Consider the following 20,376-nt stretch of genomic DNA (forward strand, 5'->3'; position numbering starts at 1 on the left):
GTATACGAAGCTGAAACCATTGAACGGCAATACCAGCGCTTGAAATCCGCATTTCAGGTTGAAAAACTCAAAATCAGTTATGCCTGCAAGGCATTGACCAATATTTCGATCCTTAAATTCATCAAACAACTGGGCAGTACCATTGATTGCGTGTCTATCCAGGAAGTGCAAATTGCGCTCAAAGCGGGCTTCAACCCCGTAGACGTATTGTATACGCCTAGTGGTGTGAATTTTGAAGAAATCGAAACCGCAGTATCTCTCGGAGTGCGCATCAACCTGGACAATCTTCCCGCGATCGAAAGATTTGGAGAGACCTACCCACATATCCCCGTTTGTGTGCGCATCAATCCACACATCATGGCAGGAGGCAACCTCAAAACATCGGTGGGCCACATCGATTCCAAATTTGGAATTTCATACCTGCAAATGCCACTCGTACAAGGCATTCTGGACAGCACGGGCATGAAATTGGAAGGTTTGCACATGCACACAGGTTCAGACATTCTCAATCCCGAAGCTTTTCTGGCGGGCGCAGATGTATTGCTCAATTTGGCCAAAGATTTTCCTGATCTGGATTACATCGATTTTGGCAGCGGCTTTAAAGTGCCTTACAAACCCAACGACCTGGAAACCAATATCGAAGAGTTAGGGGAGAAATTGTCTGCCAAGTTCAACGAATTCTGTACCACCTATGGCCGCCCACTCACGATGGTGTTCGAACCTGGCAAATTTTTGGTCAGCGAAGCCGGGTCGTTTCTGGTAACGGTGAATGTGATAAAACATGGCGCCACCACGGTATTTGCGGGTGTAGATTCTGGCCTCAATCACCTGATCCGCCCCATGTTTTATGATTCATACCACCGCATCAGCAACATTTCTAACCCGGAAGGTACCAAGCATACCTACAATGTAGTGGGGTACATCTGCGAAACCGATACTTTTGCCAGCAACCGCGAGATCCCAGAAATTGCCCCTGGCGATGTCCTCTGCCTCCACAATGCTGGCGCATATTGTTATTCAATGGCTTCGAATTACAACTCCCGGCTTCGCCCAGCCGAAGTGCTGATCTATCAGGGAAAAGATTTTCTGATCCGGGAACGCGAAACCATCGAAGACTTGTTGAAACATCAAATTGACGTATTCTGATTTAGGTTTTAAGATCTGGGTATTACGGTTTCAATCATATCGTTTCAACTTAATACCCAAATCTTAAAGCCCCAAAACCCAATATCATGTCCTTGTCCACACGTTACACCCCGCAAGAAATCGAAAGCAAGTGGTACCAACACTGGTTGGATCAACGGTATTTTCATTCTGAACCCGATGATCGTGAGCCATTTACAGTGGTGATTCCGCCTCCAAACGTAACCGGGGTATTGCACATGGGACATATGCTCAACAATACCATTCAGGACATCTTGATCCGCAAGGCGCGGCAGGATGGAAAGAATGCTTGTTGGGTACCAGGAACCGATCATGCCTCCATCGCAACCGAAGCAAAGGTGGTACACTTGCTGCGCGAACAAGGCATCCGCAAATCAGACATTGGTCGGGAAGCATTCTTGCAGCACGCCTTTGAGTGGAAAGAAAAATACGGTGGCATCATCCTGGATCAACTCAAACGACTCGGCGCATCCTGTGATTGGCAGCGGACCCGTTTCACCATGGAACCCAGTCTTTCAGCTGCCGTTGTGCGGGTATTTGTGGATTTGCACCGCCAAGGGCGCATTTACCGGGGCTTGCGCATGACCAACTGGGATCCAGAAGCCAAAACGGTGCTTTCCAACGAGGAAGTAATCTATGGCGAGGAAAATGCCCAACTGTTTCACCTCCGCTATCCGCTGGAAGGTGACCCAAGCCAGGGCATCGTCATTGCTACCCAACGCCCAGAAACCATCATGGCGGATGTTGCTGTAGCAGTTCACCCCGAAGACGAGCGCTACCAGCACCTGATCGGTAAAATGGTATTGATCCCGCTGATAGATCGCGCCATTCCCATTATCGCCGACGAATACGTAGAGCGTGACTTTGGAACAGGTGCCTTGAAAATCACTCCTGCACACGATCAAAATGACTACGCGATCGGGCAACGCTACAACCTGCCCGTAATTGATATCCTCACCGAAGATGGAAAGCTCAATGAGCAAGCCCAAATTCTGGTAGGAGAAGACCGCTTTATTGCCCGCAAAAAAATCCGCAAACTCCTGGAAGAATCCGGGCATTTGATCAAGCTCGAAGATTACCGCACCAAGATTGGTCGCTCCGAGCGCACCAAAGCGGTAGTTGAACCCCGCTTGACCTTGCAGTGGTTTGTGGAAATGAAACAATTTGCCCATTCTGCCCTGGAAGCGGTGCGCAGCGGTGAGGTTGTGTTTTATCCAGAGCATTTCTGGAACATGTACAATTCCTGGCTCAACGAAGACAATGTGCGCGACTGGTGTATTTCTCGCCAGTTGTGGTGGGGTCAGCGCATACCCGCCTGGTACCTGGCCAACGAAAAAATGGGCGAAGAAAGCCATATTTTTGTGGCAGATACAGCTGATGAAGCCCTCGCACAAGCCCAGGAAAAAACTGGAAACCCAACCTTGGAAATAACCGACCTGCGACAAGAAGAAGACGTAGTCGATACCTGGTTTTCATCCTGGCTTTGGCCCATCTCGGTTTTTGATGGGTTCCAATCTCAGAAAGAGTTGGAATATTACTATCCAACCAGCGTTTTGGTCACGGGCTGGGACATCATGTTTTTCTGGGTGGCACGCATGATCATGTCGGGCTACGAATGGGCGCCGGCGTTGATTCCAGAAGCAGTAAAAGCCAAAGGCGCCATGCCTTTCAAAGGGGTGTATTTCACCGGGATGGTGCGCGATAATTTGCGCCGCAAGATGAGCAAATCATTGGGCAACTCGCCTGATGCTTTGGCACTGTTGGACAATTATGGCGCGGATGGCGTGCGTTTTGGCATGTTGTCAAGTGCAGCTGCTGGCAACGACATCATCTTCGATGCCCCCATTGGCAAAGATGGGGTACTCAACGAAAGCAAACTCTGTGAACAAGGCCGCAACTTTTGCAATAAAATGTGGAATGCCTTGCGCCTGATCAAAGGCTGGGAAGTAAGCGAGCAGGCCCCTGATACAGAAACCGCACAAGTCAATCAACTGGCGGCTACTTGGATGGAACACAAACTGAACCAAACTCTGGCTCAGGTGGAAGGCATGTTCATTGATTACCGCCTGTCAGAAGCCCTGATGACCTTGTACAAATTCATATGGGACGACTTTTGCTCCTGGTACCTGGAAATGATCAAACCCACTTACGGAGCCCCCATCGATCGTCCAACTTTGCAGCAAAGCATCTCCTTATTTGAGCGCATGATGACGCTTCTGCAACCATTTATGCCTTTTGTGACGGAAGAAATCTGGCACCAATTGAGCGAACGTGCCGCAGGCAACGATTGTGTAATCAGCAGCTACCCTAAATCGACATCGTTTGACGCCAATTTCATCGAAAACATCGAACGCGCCAAAGACATCGTAGCGGGAGTTCGGGATGTGCGCAACAACAACGGACTCAAGCAAAAGGAATTGCTGAGGGTTTTTGCCCAGGATACCCCTACCAGCCAGGCCTTACTGGCAGTAGATGGCCTGTTGCCAATGGTGGTCAAAATGGCCAGTCTGGAGTTTTTGCAAATCACCAACGCTGAAATCAGCAATGGTGTAGCGTTTCTGGTTGGCAACGAAAAATACTACGTGGAGCTGGAAAAAGCAATCGATGTAGTCGAAGAGCGCCAACGTCTGCAAAAAGAACTGGAATACTATCAGGGCTTTGTGAAATCGGTGCAAAACAAACTGAACAACGAAAAATTTGTCAGCGGCGCTCCCGCAGAGGTGGTAAACAAGGAGAAACAGAAACTGGCCGACGGCGAAATGAAAATCAAGAATTTGGAAGAAGAATTGGGAAAATTAGGTTAACCGTTAATTATCGAAACAAACAACAATCGACCATGCAAACGCTCATTTTTGCCTCCTCCAACCCCAATAAAATCCGCGAAGTGCGCGAAATGCTGGATGGCCTTTACGAAATTAAGGGCCTTCATGACATTGGCTGCAACGAAGACATTCCGGAAACCGCTGATACCATTGAAGGCAACGCCCTGCTCAAAGCCCATTATGTTGTGGAGCATTATGGCCTCAACTGTTTTTCGGAAGACACCGGACTGGAAGTAACCGCGCTCAATGGTGCGCCGGGAGTTCACAGCGCCCGTTATTCTGGTGAAGACCGCGATCCGCAAGCAAACATTGACTTATTGCAAAAAAACCTTGCTCCTCACGCCGACCGCAGCGCCCGTTTCAAAACGGTAATTGCGTTGAGTTTGGATGGCGTAGAGCATTTGTTTGAAGGCCTGGTGTACGGCCATATTCGGCAAGAACAGTTTGGCACGGGTGGTTTTGGTTACGATCCGGTTTTTGTGCCCGATGGCTATTCTATCAGTTTTGCAGAAATGGACAAGGAGGAGAAAAACCGCATCAGTCACCGGGGCAGAGCTGTGCAAAAATTACTGGATTTTTTGAAGCAAGCTTGATGGAAGCTGCTTTCCGCTGCCTGATCCTGGAAGACGAGCCACCCGCTGCCCGGGTACTTCTGCGTTACCTCCAGGACTACCCCGAATGGACTTGCCTGGGCGTGCATCATTCGCCCCAAAGTGCCATCGCCGCATTGGAAAGCCAGTCCCCTGATCTGCTGTTTCTCGACATTCACCTGCCAGATATCAGCGGACTGAATGTACTGCGGCAATTGTCTCAGCCGCCTTTGGTCGTTTTCACCACTGCTTATCCACAATACGCGGTGGAGGGTTTTGAACTGGCTGCACTGGATTATTTGCTCAAGCCCATTTCTCCTGAGCGCTTTCAAAAAGCCATGGAAAGAGCCATCGAACGTCTGGAACAAGAACGCATTTTGGAAAATACCGGCCAAGACAGTGGTTTTTTGAGCTTTCGAGCCGATCGTAAAGTACACCGCCTTCCCTTTCAGCGCATCCTGTACTTGCAAGCCCTGGACGATTACGTCAAAATCATCAGCATTGAAGGGACTTTTTTGCCAAAAATTACCTTGTCACAACTGGAAAAAGAATTACCTGATCATTTGTTTTTGCGCATTCACCGTTCGTACATTGTCAATCTGAAGCAAGTGAATCTCTATGATCACCAAGAAGTGGGCGTTGGAGAAAAAAAATTGCCAATTGGCAGTTCGATCCGGGAACAGGTACTGGCAAAACTGAAGTTGACGCTTAAAGCTTAAGAGCATGTCTCCAATTCTACAAACCGAACGGCTCTATTTACGCGCCCTTAACCTAGAGGACGCTGCCTTCATTCTGGAACTAGTCAACAGCCCTGGTTGGTTGAAGTACATCGGGTACCGCAACATCAATACCATCGAGGATGCCCAAAACTACCTCTTGGATGGCCCATTGAAGAGTTACAGCATGAATGGATTTGGATTGTGGTGCATTGTACTTAAAGAAAGCAATGTTCCAATCGGGATGTGCGGTTTGCTCAAACGGGAATACCTGGATCATCCGGATCTTGGTTACGCCATTTTACCTGCTAATGAAGGCCTTGGTTACACCACCGAAATCACCAAAGCGACACTGGCGTATATAGTTGAAATCCTGAAAATCAACACCATTATGGCCATTACCAATGTAGACCATGTGCGATCCATTCGGGTGTTGGAAAAAAATGCTTTTGTGTTTGAGCGATATATGAATATGCCTGGAGAGGATAAGGCGATACGGCTTTTTCGTTTGAATAATAAAACCTACTAATCCTTCAACTCCTCCACCCGATCCAGATAAAAACAAAACTCGTGCCGACTCATCCCGATTTTCGGGTAATATCCTGTTGCTTTGGGAGCAGAAAGCAAAATCAATTTGGCTTGTGGGCTAGCCAGTTTGGTATGTCTAATCAGTTCTGTACCAATGCCCTGGTGCTGAAAAGACTCATCTACAGCCAGATCCGACAAGTAAGTGCAATACACAAAATCCGTCAGAGCCCGAGATACGCCTACCAATTTACCATCTGCTGTGCGCGCAGTCACAATCAGGTTGCCGTGTTCCAGCATTTTTTGCAGGCGTTCGGGTTCGTCCACCGGTCGGCGTTCGCCGAGGGTAGAAGCGATCAACAGGTCCCGGAATTCGGATACGGAGAGGTTATTTTCGATTTGATAGGTTAGCATGTTAAGGCGTTTTGTTTGATGTCGAGCTTAATTTTGGGTCTAAACATCAAAGCTAAGTTTCCACTTCGAATGTTCCAAAACATTCTAGATACTTGTATACCAGCCCATGCCATCACAGCGAATACATGCATCCGCGGATGTTGCCTCTGGTGGTTTTAACCAACCGACCCCGGAACAGCGTTCACATTGGCGCATTCCAGAAGGCGCCTGCGGAATCAATACACTAAGTTCAGGATAGTCACGTGCACCCTGGTTCAGTACAGCAAAAATCGTTTTGGGATCAGTCTCCTCATCAATGGGATGGCTAAAAGCTTCATGATCCATGCACAGTACCTGTCCATCAGGTCGCAAGGCCCAAATGTAGATACTCGTGCTGTGCAAAGGCAACATTTGTTCTTCTTTGCACACATTCAATACCCAATTTGAAAGTCCGCCAGTAGGTAGTGCTGCGATCCATTCCTCAATCTGTGTGGCCAATTTTGCTGAAGGTTGTTTCATAATCATCATAGACGATTGAGCCTTTAATGTTTGAATTGCCCGAGCCAACTTTCAATCGCCGCTTTCTCCGCAGACCGCATCGGCAAAAGATAAGTAGACCCAATCATTGTATCGGTGATAAGCTCAATGATCATGCCAGAGCCCTTGAGTCTTGAATCTTCATGGATGGTTTTATTGGCTACACCTGCCTTCAAAAGGACCTCAATTTCATTGAACTGTGCTACAGAAATGGCTTTTTCAAAGGGTTTACCTCCGCTATAAATACCAGATGAACTCATGACTGGAGTGACGGGTTGGTATACAATTTTTTGGGGACCAATGCTCCATTCATTGTTGCTGCCATCGTGGTAACGGTAAACCACATTGTGAGCGAGATTGGCAAATTTAGCGCTGTCCAAAAGATCACAAAATAGTTGATGGTATTGGGTCGTATCACTGGTGGGACTCAATGGCAACAATTCTTGCGCATTCACGGAAAAAGCTTCTACGGTTTTTTGAAAAAAGACGATACTTTTTTCACCATCAGCTTCTTCTCGAACCGTGTATTCAAAGCCTTTTCCAAGCAATACCCTTTGGTTCTTGCTCAATCTTTTGGCGGTTTTTAACTTCCATTGGGCGTAACGTAATGTTAGAATATAGTTTTCTGGTGTAAGGCATTGCGACATAGGTGGCTGGTTAAAGGCGAAATTGGAAGAAACGGGTTGCGGCTGCTTACCCTCCGCATGAAGCAATGGGCAACACAAAAACAGTGTACAAAAAAAAAGTAACAGCTTATATTTCATTGGTGGATAAATTATAGGCCAAAAATAAGGGCATTTTTGATCTATTTTTCCCTATTTTTGGCAGTATAAGCACTTACACCTATGCCAAAAAAGTCATTCTACCCTACCCTATTTACTTTTCTGTTGCTGCTCTTGACGTGGACAAGTTCCTGGGCAGCCGACGAAAAGCCCAAAAAAGCCCCTCAAAAGGTCTACACCGGCATCTACCTGATGAACGTGTACGACCTGGACATCAACGGCTACTCCTATTACGCTGATTTTTACCTCTGGTTTCGCTGGAAAGGCAAACTGGATCCCACCAAAATCGAATTTGTCAATTCCATCGAAAAATGGGGCTCTACCCAGGTGATGTTTCACGATTCCACCAAAACCCTGCCCGATGGCTATTCCTACAATGGCATGCGCTTTGAGGGCCGCTTTTACCATTCCTTTGAATTGAAAGATTTCCCGATGGATCGCCATCCGCTGGACATCCGCATCGAGAGCATTGAATACTCCAAAGATTCATTGATTTACTTGCCCGACACCAGTAAAACCCTACTGCGCGAAGGCTTTAACATACCAGGCTGGGTGATCAAGGATGCCAAAATAGTCACCCACAACAATACCTACAAAACCAATTTTGGAGAGCCCACTGGTCCGCCTACTTTTTCCAATTTCACCTTCAAACTCACCATTGGCCGTCCTTTGAGTTATTTTTTACTCAAACTGTTGTTGCCGCTGCTGGTGATGCTGATGGCCAGTTTGTTGGGCCTTTTTATTCATCCAGATTACATCGACGCGCGTATTTCGCTGCCCATTGGCGGCCTGTTGAGTTGCGTATTCTTGCAACAGTCGTACAGCACAGCCTTGCCAGACGTTGGGTACATGGTGCTCATGGATCGAATTTACCTGGTGGCTTATGTGATGATAGCCATCATTATGATGCGTATCATCAAGGGTTCCAACCTTTTGACCAAAGACCACGGGCGCGAAAACGTTCAAAAAACCTGGGCAACTGACCGAAGAAGAGGCTATCAGTTAATGGGGTTTATTGTAATTGCCATATTCATTCTGGTAATCATCCGATAAGTCGCACGTTGGTCATTGTAGAAAATATTTGTTTTTTTCCCTTGCATCATTCGGAGGTCTGACTTACATTTGTTGCATCCACACGGGTGGCCAACTTCTATTTTGACTCTAACAATTGAACTAAATTAGGGGGAGATTCAGTGTAACTAGGGCGGGCCTCAACTGTTTGACTTGTCGCAGTTCTCTTCGGGGACAAGAGGATTACCGAACCATGCTGACTACCTTATTCGTGTGCTCTCGAGGGTCTCAAAATAACCCTTAGCTGCTTGTGTGGTCTTTTTTTTTCGCCGAAGGCGCTAAGCAAACTGAATTGCTTAGCGCCTTCTTTCATTTAGAACAGGTTATAGAGTCTACGCCCGATTGCTGCGGCGCAATAGATCGTGCAACAGGTCATTAAATTCTACCGCTTCCAGCAAAGTCTCGATTTTCACATGCATCCGATACCTCCAGTAATAAGGCATGATCGCTGGAACGTTGATGCGCTCTTCCATGGGGTTTTCCCGCCGCAATTGTAAATCCATCGCCAAAAGATCCTGGAGCGGGAATACCGTCCACATGCACGGCCAACGCAGGTGTTTTTCAACTACTGCCTTGGCAATAAATGGCTCACAGGTATAAGGCTCTTGGCCCATCAACTGCAACTCATTGTGAAAATACCGACTGATGGTTTCGCGGCTTTCTTCTTCCCACCAGGCCCGAATGGGTGCCATGTCATGGGTGGAAGGACTCGCTACGGAGAGGTACGGGATATCGGCTTCCTGCAAAAATTCGGTAGCCGGATTCTTGGACATGCGTTGAATTTCCAGCGTCAAAATACCCAATTCGCGCATCACTCCGGGCACACAGGCTGGTACCATGCCCAGATCTTCTCCACAAATCAACATATCGGTAGCAGCCTTGATGGCAGGCAATTTTTGCATGGCTTGGGCGCGCCAGAATTCTTCCTGCCGGCGGTAAAAATAATCTACATACAAGTCTTGTAACTTGTTCTGCTGATTGTAATCGAGGCTTTGAAAAGAATGTGTTTTGCTCAGATCGATCCGTGGATGGAAAGCATGGCCATTGCTACCAGGAATTTCCAACAACAACACATTGCTGATCAATTTGAACAGGATGCTTTGCAGGTGAATTTTATCTTGATGCTCAGGCGCTTGAAAGAATTGTTCAATTTTCCGTTGTGTATCAAATTCAGGTTTAAACGCAAAGAAATTGAAGCGGATTTCGTCCAAAAATAGTGCCTGTACGTAGGCCAGATCAGCACCCAAGCGCTCTTCAAGCAGTTGCCGGGTGAGGTAGGGTTTGCAATAGCGCTCCTGATCAAACTGGATGCCCCGAGCATCCAATTCTTCACGCATGATGGGCAGCGCGGGGTTAAAAAAGCCTAGTGTACCTTCCACCTGATCGAGCGGAATTTGCCAGATGCGGAAGAATCCCAAAATATGGTCAATGCGGTAAGCATCAAAGTAACGAGAGAGTTGCGACATGCGTTGCCGCCACCAGAGGTAACCATCTTTGGCCATTTCAGCCCAGTTGTAGGTCGGGAAGCCCCAGTTTTGGCCATTGTCGGAAAATGGATCCGGTGGCGCACCTGCCTGTCCATCCATGTTGTACAAATGCGGTGCTACCCAGGCATCCACACTGTGGCGGTAAATGCCAATTGGCAAGTCGCCTTTGAGAATCAAGCCTTTTGACCGGGCATAATCCGAAGCTTCGCGCAGTTGTTTGTCCAGGTGGTATTGCAGGTAGTAGTGAAAAGCGACCTCGGCATATTCTTTAGCCTTAGGTGATGCTAATTTGGCCAGTATTTCGGGAGAAAAAGTGGCATAATCCCCCCATTTTCCAGCAAACTCTACCGATTTAAATTTTTCACGCAGGTAGCAAAACACCGCATAAGGCTCCAACCAATGTTTGCTTTCCTCAAAAAAAGCAATAAAGGCAGGATCGCTCAGAAACGCATCTTGCGTTTTGTTGAAAGCTGCTCTGGCCATGCTCAGTTTAGCCTTATTCACTGCCTCATAATCCACCGCTGTGAGCAAATTCAACTTTTTCCGCTCGGCAGCTACTTTCTTGGCATCGATGCCTTCAAGTACATCCAGGTGCAAAAACTGGGGATGCAGGGCAAATACCGAAATGGCCGCATAAGGATAAGAATCCGTCCAGGTATGATTGGCAGAGGTATCATTGACAGGCAGGATCTGCACCATGCGCAAACCCGTCTTTTGCGCCCAATCGATGGTTTTTTTCAGGTCGTTGAACTCCCCTACCCCCATGCTTTCCTCCGTACGCAAAGAAAACACGGGGACTGCTACACCTGCGCCTTTCCAGTTGCCGCTGGTCTTGGTGAAATATTCGTCATTGATGATGGTCGAACTCACCAGTGCATCCAGAGGGGCTCCATCGAGTTTGCGGTTGGGGCCTGCTTCCAGTTCAACAATGCGCTTTGCCTTGGGGTCGTACAAGCCGTACTTGTATTCAAAAGCTTGCCGAAAACCGACACTGATCTCACCCGTCCAGATGGGAAAATCAGCATTCCCCAAAAGCACCGGATGCCCGTAATCCCAAGAACCAAGCTCAGGGAGACTTCCAAGAACAGCAAGTTGTAGCCCCGCCGGAACCTGCACCGCCCGCAACTGAAAACGGATGCTCAGGCGCAACTCGTCTGGCGCAACCGTAGTGCCTTTAAAAGTAGCTTGTGGTTTAAAAATTACTTTTTCAAACGCAGCGGTATAAAAGGCATTTTCAGGATGGTCTACTGCCCGCCAACTGTCTTTGAGAAACAGGTGTTCTCCGGCGTTGCGGGCTATGCGGAGTTTGCGGCGGTTGCCCCATTCAGGGGTATTCGAAGAAAGGGTTGAGTTATCGGTAAGTATGTATTGGTATTCCAGGCTGGAGGGTGCTTTTTTCAAAGGAATGGATACGCGCCAAAAGCCGCCGCCGATGTATTGCATGGTTTGGGCTTGCTGATTATTTCCATTGCCCAACTCTGGTATATTTCCAACTACAGCAATCTGTTGCCCCCAATTGGTGAGGTAGTGAATTTGAAAAGTAATTGTCATGGTTTCATACATTGAAGTGGGGCGAAAGATAATAAAAGTTGGGGAGTTTGGGGAATATGGAATACGCTGAGTAACCTTAGTTCAAATTAATCAATTTTTGCATCAATAATTTCGTGTTCTTCCATCGAATCTCTACTGATTTTCCACATTTCTATTGGCGTAAGGAAATGAGTAAAAGTAGCTGCCAAGCTGCCAAAAATCCAAAATCCCATGTTGATGGCAAGAATGGGTAACCCACAATTTACCCGATTAGGCTTCGGTTCAGGGTAAAAATATTGGGGTAAAATGAAGAAATAGACAATAAGCACGGCAACCAAAATGAAATATCTGGCAGGTTTAAATCTCAGTGCCGCAGCAAAAAGATAGAGCAATGCCTGGATAAAAGAGATCAAGAGGATGATTTGGAGGATCATTGGTTGTGATGAATTATGTTTTTAAAACGGTTCATCAATGTGCAAAGTATTCGTAAAATGGCAAAGAAAAATCTCTCGCTGCAGCGCAAAAGCTTACTCGCCATTACGTGGGCGCTCGTCGATCCTTTTAAGCTCGTTAAGGAGAGCAGGTTCGACGATCGTAGCTACCTTGAGCCTACCTCAGCGCAACAAACTTACGCTACCCTGCAAATCCACCCCCTTTCCCAAAACATCCACTCCCCGCAATCGATAATAATACATCCCTGCATCTATTGCCCGCCCCCGAGCGCTTCCATCCCAGCAAGGCTGGGGCTCATTGGGATTGGATTGAAAAACCAAATTCCCCCAGCGATCATAAACCCACAATTGTGCCTCCGCAATACAAGGGCTATAGGTGCAAAAGGCATCATTGATCTGATCACCATTGGGGCTAAAAACATTGGGCATGTACACCTGGCACTTGCCATCAAGCGTGACCTCGGTACAAGCCTCGCTGCGGCAATTGCCGTCGCTGACCACTGTGACGCAGTATTTCCCGGATTGGGTCGTGCGCAGCTCGGGGTCGGGGCAGTTGGTACAACTTAAGCCATCGGCGGGTGTCCATTGGTAGTTCCCGGTTTGGGTTCCGGCAACTAATTTTAAGCTTTGGCCCAGTTTGAGTTTGTATGCGGGCAATAGGGTCAGTTCTGGATGAGCTTGCACCTCCAGGGTATAACTTGCGGTATCCCGACAGGCATTGGCATCTCGCACAATCAGGGAATAGGTACTGGTCTGTTGGGGGCTTACTTCGATTTGTTCCGTACTTTGACCATCCTGCCAACTGTAGCGATACGGCGCTCGTCCCAGTGCGACAGATTTTTTCAAAGTTGCTTTTTCGCCCACACAAAGCTGTTTAGGTCCCGTAATTGATATGTCCGGTAGGGCGTTGACCAGGATGGAGACATTGCCACTCGTTTCACACCCTTGTCCATCGGCAATGCGGAGGCCCAGAGAGGAGCTATTTGGCGGGCGAAATTGGATTTTATTGCTGCTAAAACCATTGCTCCAGGTGTACCTGTATGGAGCAGTACCCCCGCTGACTTGTGGTTCAATGTTCACTGTTTCACCCGCACAAACCTCAATGTTACTGGGAAGTTCCAGTTTCGGGACAGGATTGACTTGCACCTGCACTTGAGCGGTATCTTTACACCCTTCGGCATTGGTGCCCAGTAGCGTATAAGTTTGGGTACGGTTGGGCAAAAAAGCCACACCATTTAGTACGCCTCCATCCCACTTGTAGTTCAAAGCTCCACTTCCTTGCAAAGTCAGTGAATCTCCTGCGCAGATTTGGCGATCCGGGCCGGCGCTGACCTCTGGCTGTTCATTTACTTTGACGGAAAGATAAGCCGTATCCATACATTGGTTGTAGCCAGTGAGTACCAATCGGTAAGTCTCGGTCCGGGTTGGTTTCAAGCGGATTTCCTGGGTTTGCTCCCCGGTATTCCACTCAAATGTACCACCCTGTAAGCTTGCCAAAACTAGGGAATCACCTTTGCAGATACTGGAAGGCCCTACAATCATGGCCCCAACCCGGGGGGGTACCGTTATTTGAAACGAGGTATTGAAACTACAAGCTCCCTGAGTACTGCGACCAATTACATCGTACCTGCCTTCCAAGGGTCTACGAAAGTATACGGAAGAACCCGTACCTTGAAATCCGTCTGGCCCACGCCAGATGTATTCATCCGCGCCAAAAACTTTTACGGTTAGGGGAACGCCGGTGCAAATGACAATATCCAGCCCGGGTTCAACGCGCAAATCAGGGGCAGCAAAAACTTGCAGGGTATAACTTGCCGTATCCCGGCATCCATTGCCATCCTCTAAAATCATGGTGTACGTGCTTGTTTCACGGGGTGCCACCGTAATTTGTTCGGTGCTTTGGCCATCTTGCCAGGTGTAGCGATAAGGTGGGCGACCAACATTGATTACCCTTTCCAAAATGGCCTGATCGCCCGTGCAAATGGAGTCTGGGCCGGTTATCGACACCTGGGGTGGTGCATTGACCACGATAAAAGCGGTATCTCTTGCTTCACATCTTTGTTGATCGGTAATGAGGAGCCTTAATTCCAAATTGTACTGCGCTTGAATCTGGATGCTGGTCCCCCTGAATCCACCGCCCCAGGTATAAAAGTAAGGCCCCTTTCCACCACTTACCCGAGGTTCGATAGTCACTGTTTCTCCGATGCAAGCTCCGATAGTGCCGAGAAGTTCGATGATCGGTCGAGGGTTTACCTGAACCTGCACTTGTGCCGTATCAGCACAACTGTTGGCATCACGCCCAATTAGTGTGTAGACTGCAGTACTCGATGGCCGAAAAAGTTGATTGTTGATCACGCCACGATCCCAGGTATAAGTCAGCGCCCCTTTGCCTTCCAGACGTATTTTTTCCCCTTCACAAATGACCCGATCACTTCCTGCACTGATCCGGGGGCGGGGAAGAACTGATACTTGTACCTGAGCGGTATCCCGACATTGATTGGCGTCGACCCCGATCACCGTGTAAAGGCGACTTTGGGTAGCTTGAAAAGGCTGCGCATTTTTGACACCCCAGTCCCATTCGTAAGTTAAGGCACCTGTGCCTTGCAAACTCAAGGTGTCGCCAGCACATACCCGGCGCTCGGGGCCTGCATCAACAGAGGGTTGGGGCACCTGACTGATCGTCATACTGGCGGTATCTCTACAGCCATTGTTGGCTTGACCAATCACGGTATAAGTACCACCAGATGGGGGCACAAAGCGCTGCCCGTTTACAATGCCACGATCCCAGGTGTAGCGCAAGGCACCAGTCCCTTGCAACACCAGACTTTCTCCCGGACACAATCTGCGATCGGGGCCGGCACTGACCTCGGGTCGGGGCAGTACGGTAACCAACAACTGTGCAGTGTCCCGACAACCAAAACCTCCGGTACCCACTACTGTATACGTCCGCGTTTCACGGGGGGTGAAGGGAATGCCGTTGACGGCTCCACCATCCCAAAGGTAAAAAATGGCACCTCGGCCACTGAGCATTACACGTTCACCCGCACAAACCGTTTGAGGCGAACCAGGATTGACATCCGGTCGGGAATCAACCTGTACTGTGACGGCAGTACGGGTACGGGAGCGCCCACAAACACTGTCTTGAACATAAAAAGTGGTGGTGGCAAAAAGCGGGACGGTGCGCAAGCTATCCCCTTCGCCCAATAAACGTCCACCTTCGGGCTGATCAAACCATTTGATAACTCCTTCACCTCTGGCTTTCAGGGTGGTGCGCAAACCTCCACAAATGCGCAGTCTTGTAGCGGGTGTCGTATTTTGAGGCGCCAAAGGAGCGTAACAATCTTTAAAACTACTCAACAGCAGATCAGCACCATCCCCGCCGTAATAATTTTGTTGAACATTGGGAGTCCCCATCCCTTCCCGGGAACTCGTGTATCCGAGACAATAGATGTTCTTACTGCTATCGACATCCATTGCGCGAAATCCATCAATATCCCCTCCACCGTAGTAGGTTGACCACAACAACTGCCCACTTGCATCCAGTTTTGCCAAAAAGGCATCTGCCATTCCTCCACCATATTCTGTTTGCCAAGCTTTTGAGCCAACCAAACCAGGGCTTTCGGTAGTCCCTCCTGCTACAAAAATCGCCCCAGTGCCCAGTGGATCAAGTTTCAGATCCTGGCCGTATTCCTGCCCAAAGCCGCCTAAATAGCTAGCCCACAACAATTGACCATCCGCAGAAAATTTGGTGACCATGGCATCATTCATCCCCCTTAAGGCATTCAGCCCTGCATTGCTTCCCAATGGGTAGTTGGCAGAGTAGGTTATTCCCGTAAAATAGAGGTTCTGCTGGGCATCTACTGACAGGGACCAGCCAGAATCATCACCACTGCCCCCACAATAAGTACTCCAAATGATTTTAAAATTGGGATCTAACTTCCAAAGCATAACATCCGCACCACCTGCGTTCTTGTTTTGGTAAGCATTGCGGGGAATAACCCCATTTAATGAATAAGTAGTACCCACCACATAAATATTATCCTGTTCATCACAAAGCAGAGCGTTTACCTCATCATCACTACCTCCGCCCAGATAAGTGGAAGTAATGTAGCGGCCATCTGTGGAAAAACGCGCCAAATAGCCATCCGTCGAAAAAGAAAAACGCTCTTGGAGTTGACCAGGAGCGGCGATACCTGTTTCAGAAAACGTATTACCCCCAATAATAATATCTCCCCGCTGGTTCATGGTTAGGGCAAAAGCACGATCATGATCGGGTCCTCCCCAATAACGACTCCAAATGCGGTTCCCATCGATAGTGAATTTAGCCAAAAAAACATCTTGCTTTCCGATGCGTTGGGCCATTTCTACTCCAGGACTGGCGATATCATCATTGGATTCGGTGATGCCTGTGACGATGAGTTCAGCAGTTGAGCTTAGGTGGATTGCGGTAGCACCATCATCCCGGCTTCCTCCAAAATAACTGGCCCAAATGCGATTCCCATTCGTATCAAACTTGGCAATCAAAGCATCATTGTCGCCATTGTGGATGCTTTGGTGGACCCCTCTGATGGCTATGTTGCTGGTCGACTCGGTCGTACCGCAAAGATACAGTTGCCCTTTTCCGCTGTATTCCAAATCCCATCCGTAATCATAACCGATGCTACCAAAGTAGGTCGACCATCTTAGACTGGGAATGGGGTCAATGATCAGGGTTTGGTTCAAGGCGCCACTCGGGCCACTAAATCCAACGGTAATGCTACCTTCTGGCTGCTGATCCTGATCAATCAAACGGTAGGTTAGTGGCACTTCCTGTTTGCTTTCGGCCCAAAAACTAGAAGGTATACTTTCCCGAAGGCTGCCCATGCTGAGCTGAAAATCCAGGCAATCCGGGTGAAAGTCCGTTTTTAAAGCCCCCTGGTAGCGTATTTTTATGTCGGCTATATCAGCGCCGGGATGCAGGATAAAATTGTATTCAAAAGCTTTTTTAGTGCCTGGATTGGCCACAAGCTCCAGGTCGATATTGGGATAAAGGTTATGGAAAATTATCTTTCTATGGTGTCGAACCCGCAGTCCAGCAGGATGGTCTGCCGGGTAAAAAATCAGGTAATCTTTGGCCGCTTCCAGAGATTCAATTTGAACATCAGGATTCGATCCGGGAAAATCAATATCTACCCGGTGAAACTGGTAAGTCCTGGGCAATTTCCTGGATTTTTTGGTTTTGGGATCAACAATGAGGATATCCCGAATAATTTGATAGGCATCGTAACTGAAACCTCTCTCGTGCACCTGAACGTTTAATCCCGATTGAGCGGTGTAGACAAAGCGAGTTGGAGATGTGGTGTTGTCCTGAGTATGGATTTGCCCCTGGTTTTCGATGAATCCATAGGGCTGCATGGTTTGGCTCCAGGAAGATTGGCTGAACAGCATCAGACAGGCTGACAAACAGAGGGCAAGTAATTTCATGGGAATATGATTTGCGGTTTTTGGACTAGCCTGGAACAAGGTATTCAGGCTTGCAAACCAAAGGTAAGATGCTTGCGGATGGAATGACCAAAGTAATGTATAAACGTAAGCATACGCTTTGTATACGTAGGGTTTTATTGAAGCAACGCAAAAATATCCCCGCCTTTTAATTGTGAACCAGCCCCAAAGGGGCGACATCTCATAAGGGAGGGCGCAGCCCTTTCGATTTAGGCCCAGGATCACCATCCTGCTCAGTATCTCAACTCCCAGCAGCTCACAGCTCCGCCATCCTCCCGCCCCAGGGCATCGCCTCCTCCAACTGAGCAGCCAAACGCAGCAACAAATCTTCTCGTCCTTGGGTGGCGGTGAACATCGTGCCAATCGGCAAGTTTTCATCCGTCCACAACGTTGGAATATTCATCGAAGGCTGCCCAGTCATATTGGCAAAAGGTGTCCAGGGAATGTATCCAAAAGCTTTATCCGCCAATTGACCAATGCTGGCCTTGACCAATGCACCCAAATTAAAAGCATTGATGAATTTCAGTAAAGCTTGCTCTGCCGCGGAATTTTGTAAAGCACCAATTTTGATGGGTTTGGAGGCCAAAGTGGGCGTCAGCAGCAAATCGTATTGCTGGTGAAAGTGCGCTGCCCGTTGAGCAATTTCGTTCCATTCTTTTTTGGCCCGCGCAAAATCTCCCGCCTTAAAAGTACTCCCCAATAGCGCCAGGGCATAAGTATTGGTTTCAACATCGGCAGCAGTAGCCTTCCGTTTAAGGTATTTGCCCAACTGATGGAGTTCAGCATTGGTTTCGCCAGCAATCACCACCAGAAATCGCTCCAATAAATCTTCTTTCAAATAAGGCAAAGTCACTTCTACTACAGTATGCCCCAAATCGGTCAATTGTTTGACCATTTTCGCAACAGCGTCCTTGCATACTTGATCTACAGGCAGGCCCAAGGTATGCTCAATACTGAAGCCAATCCGCAATTGGCCGGGGTTTCGCCCCAACTCAGCGAGGTATGCTCCATTAGGTACGGATACCTGATTCGGATCTCCGGGCATACAGCCCTGCATGGCATCCAAATAAGCAGCGGTGTCGCGTACCGATCTACTTACACATCCTTCTACGACCCCGCCACTCCACATTTCCCCGAAATTTGGGCCAAGGGAAATTCGACCACGGGTTGGTTTCAACCCAAACAATCCGCAGCAAGATGCAGGAATACGGATAGAGCCGCCGCCATCGCTAGCGGTAGCAAGTGGCACTATACCTGCAGCAACAGCGCTTGCGGAACCACCACTGCTGCCTCCAGAGGAATGTGCCAAATTCCAGGGGTTGCGGCTAGGCCCAAACAATTCCGGCTCGGTATATGGGGTAAGGCCAAATTCCGGGGTATTGGTTTTGCCCATAATCACCAATCCTGCCGATTTGATCTTTTGAATGGCATAGCTGTCCACGCTTGACACATAGCCGGTATATGCCTTACAACCGGTTCGAATCGGCGTATTTTTGATCTCCAGCCCCAGGTCTTTGACCAAAAAAGGCACTCCGGCAAAAGGGCCAGCCAGGTTGCCATCATTGATGGTTGCTTTTGCCAATTCATACAAAGGATGGATAATGGCATTGACTTTAGCATTGACTGCCTCTGCCCGCTGTATGGCGGCATCTAAAAGTTCGCTGGCACTAACTTCTTTTTTTAGAACGAGCGCTGCCAACCCCATGGCATCGTGTTGCCGGTATTCTTCGTAACTCAACATAGATTAAAAAAGTTTACTTTATTAAAACCAATCAATACCGGGCATTTCCCAGTTTTAATTTTTACATCACATTCAAATCTAAAAAAAAATTGGCTATTGAAGCAATTTCCCCTTTTTTATTCTTCGTTATTCAGCTAGGTGTAGGAAATACACTATCTTACCTGCCATTTAACTTTCAAACAAAAAACGTTCAATCACAACGACAATGAATAGACGGACATTCAACCAATTGGCATTGAGCGGCAGTATGGCTGCTTTGCTTCCAGAATTTTTGCTGGCCGACAAACGCCCAATTAGCGTACAACTCTACAGCGTACGTGACGACATGCAAAAAGACCTCGTTGGTACCTTGAATGCAGTAGGGAAAATGGGGTACAAACTGGTAGAAGGCGCAGGCTACAATCAGGGCAAATTCTACGGCAAGTCGCCTAAAGAATTCAAAATGATCCTGTCAGATGCCGGTCTTTCCATGCCCAGTGGCCACTTTGGTTACGGCAGTGCCAACTACGATCCCAAAACGCGCACCATCAATGATGCCTACAAAATGGCCATCAATGATGCCGCAGAAATTGGCCACAAATACGTCATTGCACCCTACATGATTGACGAAGATCGCAAAGGGGACAATTTGAAGCAATACATTGAAGGACTGAATGTTGCGGGTGAATTGTGTAAAAAAGCAGGCGTGAAATTTGGTTACCACAACCACGCTTTTGAATTCGAAAAAGAAGGCAACCGCCTCATCTATGACATGATCCTGCAAGATACTGATCCAAATCTGGTGATTTTGGAAATGGACCTGTATTGGACAGAGTTAGGCAAAGCGAACACCATTGAGTTGTTGAAAAAGAACAAAGGCCGCGTTCACCTTGTACACGTGAAAGACATGGCCAAAACTGAAAAACGCGAAACGGTGGAAGTAGGTGACGGCAGCATCAATTTCCAGGAAATTTTCAAATACACGCCGGCTGCTGGGGTAAAATACTATGTGGTTGAGCTAGAGCATTACGTAACTACGCCTATGCAAGGCATCGAAAAAGCCTATCAGGGCTTGAAGAAACTCAAGTTCAAATAGACAAAAATAC

14 protein-coding genes are annotated in these 20,376 nt (G+C 48.0%); 7 read left to right on the forward strand and 7 right to left on the reverse strand.

Features of this window, described 5'->3' with window-relative positions; genetic code table 11:
- The 5 genes from lysA to ABW391_RS12535 all read left to right on the forward strand — a co-directional run.
- Positions 1–1,146 (forward strand): diaminopimelate decarboxylase (gene lysA / locus ABW391_RS12515; protein ID WP_353482213.1); only part of this gene is annotated, 1,146 nt, incomplete at its 5' end.
- An 86-nt stretch (positions 1,147–1,232) separates the two neighbouring features.
- Positions 1,233–3,968, forward strand: a complete 2,736-nt coding sequence (locus ABW391_RS12520) for a valine--tRNA ligase (RefSeq protein WP_353482214.1) — start codon at positions 1,233–1,235, stop codon at positions 3,966–3,968.
- Between the two features lie 32 nt (positions 3,969–4,000).
- Positions 4,001–4,579: a non-canonical purine NTP diphosphatase gene (locus ABW391_RS12525; RefSeq protein WP_353482215.1), complete on the forward strand. Its 579-nt coding sequence runs from the start codon at positions 4,001–4,003 to the stop codon at positions 4,577–4,579.
- On the forward strand, positions 4,579–5,295 hold the full coding sequence (locus tag ABW391_RS12530; protein WP_353482216.1) for a LytR/AlgR family response regulator transcription factor: 717 nt from the start codon (positions 4,579–4,581) through the stop codon (positions 5,293–5,295). The genes ABW391_RS12525 and ABW391_RS12530 overlap by 1 nt, the downstream gene beginning before the upstream one ends.
- 4 nt (positions 5,296–5,299) lie before the next feature.
- Positions 5,300–5,821: a GNAT family N-acetyltransferase gene (locus ABW391_RS12535; RefSeq protein ID WP_353482217.1), complete on the forward strand. Its 522-nt coding sequence runs from the start codon at positions 5,300–5,302 to the stop codon at positions 5,819–5,821.
- Here ABW391_RS12535 and ABW391_RS12540 read toward each other — a convergent pair.
- The 3 genes from ABW391_RS12540 to ABW391_RS12550 form a co-directional block, all read right to left on the reverse strand.
- Positions 5,818–6,231, reverse strand: a complete 414-nt coding sequence (locus ABW391_RS12540; RefSeq protein ID WP_353482218.1) for a GNAT family N-acetyltransferase — start codon at positions 6,229–6,231, stop codon at positions 5,818–5,820. The two genes, ABW391_RS12535 and ABW391_RS12540, sit on opposite strands and share 4 nt — an antisense overlap.
- An 84-nt stretch (positions 6,232–6,315) precedes the next feature.
- The gene (locus ABW391_RS12545; protein ID WP_353482219.1) at positions 6,316–6,729 is read right to left on the reverse strand and encodes a hypothetical protein; all 414 of its coding nucleotides are present in this window, start codon (positions 6,727–6,729) and stop codon (positions 6,316–6,318) included.
- Positions 6,730–6,752: 23 nt separating this feature from the next.
- On the reverse strand, positions 6,753–7,316 hold the full coding sequence (locus tag ABW391_RS12550; RefSeq protein WP_353482220.1) for a hypothetical protein: 564 nt from the start codon (positions 7,314–7,316) through the stop codon (positions 6,753–6,755).
- Positions 7,317–7,592: 276 nt separating this feature from the next.
- Between ABW391_RS12550 and ABW391_RS12555 the strand changes: the two genes are divergently transcribed.
- Positions 7,593–8,582 carry a ligand-gated ion channel gene (locus ABW391_RS12555; protein ID WP_353482221.1) on the forward strand — a complete coding sequence of 330 codons (990 nt, stop codon included), beginning with the start codon at positions 7,593–7,595 and terminating at the stop codon, positions 8,580–8,582.
- Between the two features lie 350 nt (positions 8,583–8,932).
- On the opposite strand, the gene ABW391_RS12560 is transcribed toward ABW391_RS12555, so the two are convergent.
- The 4 genes from ABW391_RS12560 to ABW391_RS12575 form a co-directional block, all read right to left on the reverse strand.
- Positions 8,933–11,638, reverse strand: coding sequence for a 4-alpha-glucanotransferase (locus ABW391_RS12560; protein WP_353482222.1), 2,706 nt, complete (start codon positions 11,636–11,638; stop codon positions 8,933–8,935).
- A gap of 86 nt (positions 11,639–11,724) precedes the next feature.
- Positions 11,725–12,051, reverse strand: coding sequence for a hypothetical protein (locus tag ABW391_RS12565; protein ID WP_353482223.1), 327 nt, complete (start codon positions 12,049–12,051; stop codon positions 11,725–11,727).
- Between the two features lie 180 nt (positions 12,052–12,231).
- Positions 12,232–17,532, reverse strand: coding sequence for a DUF7948 domain-containing protein (locus ABW391_RS12570; protein WP_353482224.1), 5,301 nt, complete (start codon positions 17,530–17,532; stop codon positions 12,232–12,234).
- A gap of 274 nt (positions 17,533–17,806) precedes the next feature.
- Complete coding sequence (locus tag ABW391_RS12575) at positions 17,807–19,291, reverse strand: amidase (RefSeq protein WP_353482225.1); 1,485 nt, start codon at positions 19,289–19,291, stop codon at positions 17,807–17,809.
- 205 nt (positions 19,292–19,496) lie between these two features.
- Between ABW391_RS12575 and ABW391_RS12580 the strand changes: the two genes are divergently transcribed.
- Complete coding sequence (locus tag ABW391_RS12580) at positions 19,497–20,366, forward strand: sugar phosphate isomerase/epimerase family protein (RefSeq protein ID WP_353482226.1); 870 nt, start codon at positions 19,497–19,499, stop codon at positions 20,364–20,366.
- Positions 20,367–20,376 lie beyond the last annotated feature (10 nt).

Origin of the sequence: Haliscomenobacter sp., from assembly GCF_040403615.1 — a bacterium.
Taxonomy (GTDB): domain Bacteria; phylum Bacteroidota; class Bacteroidia; order Chitinophagales; family Saprospiraceae; genus Haliscomenobacter.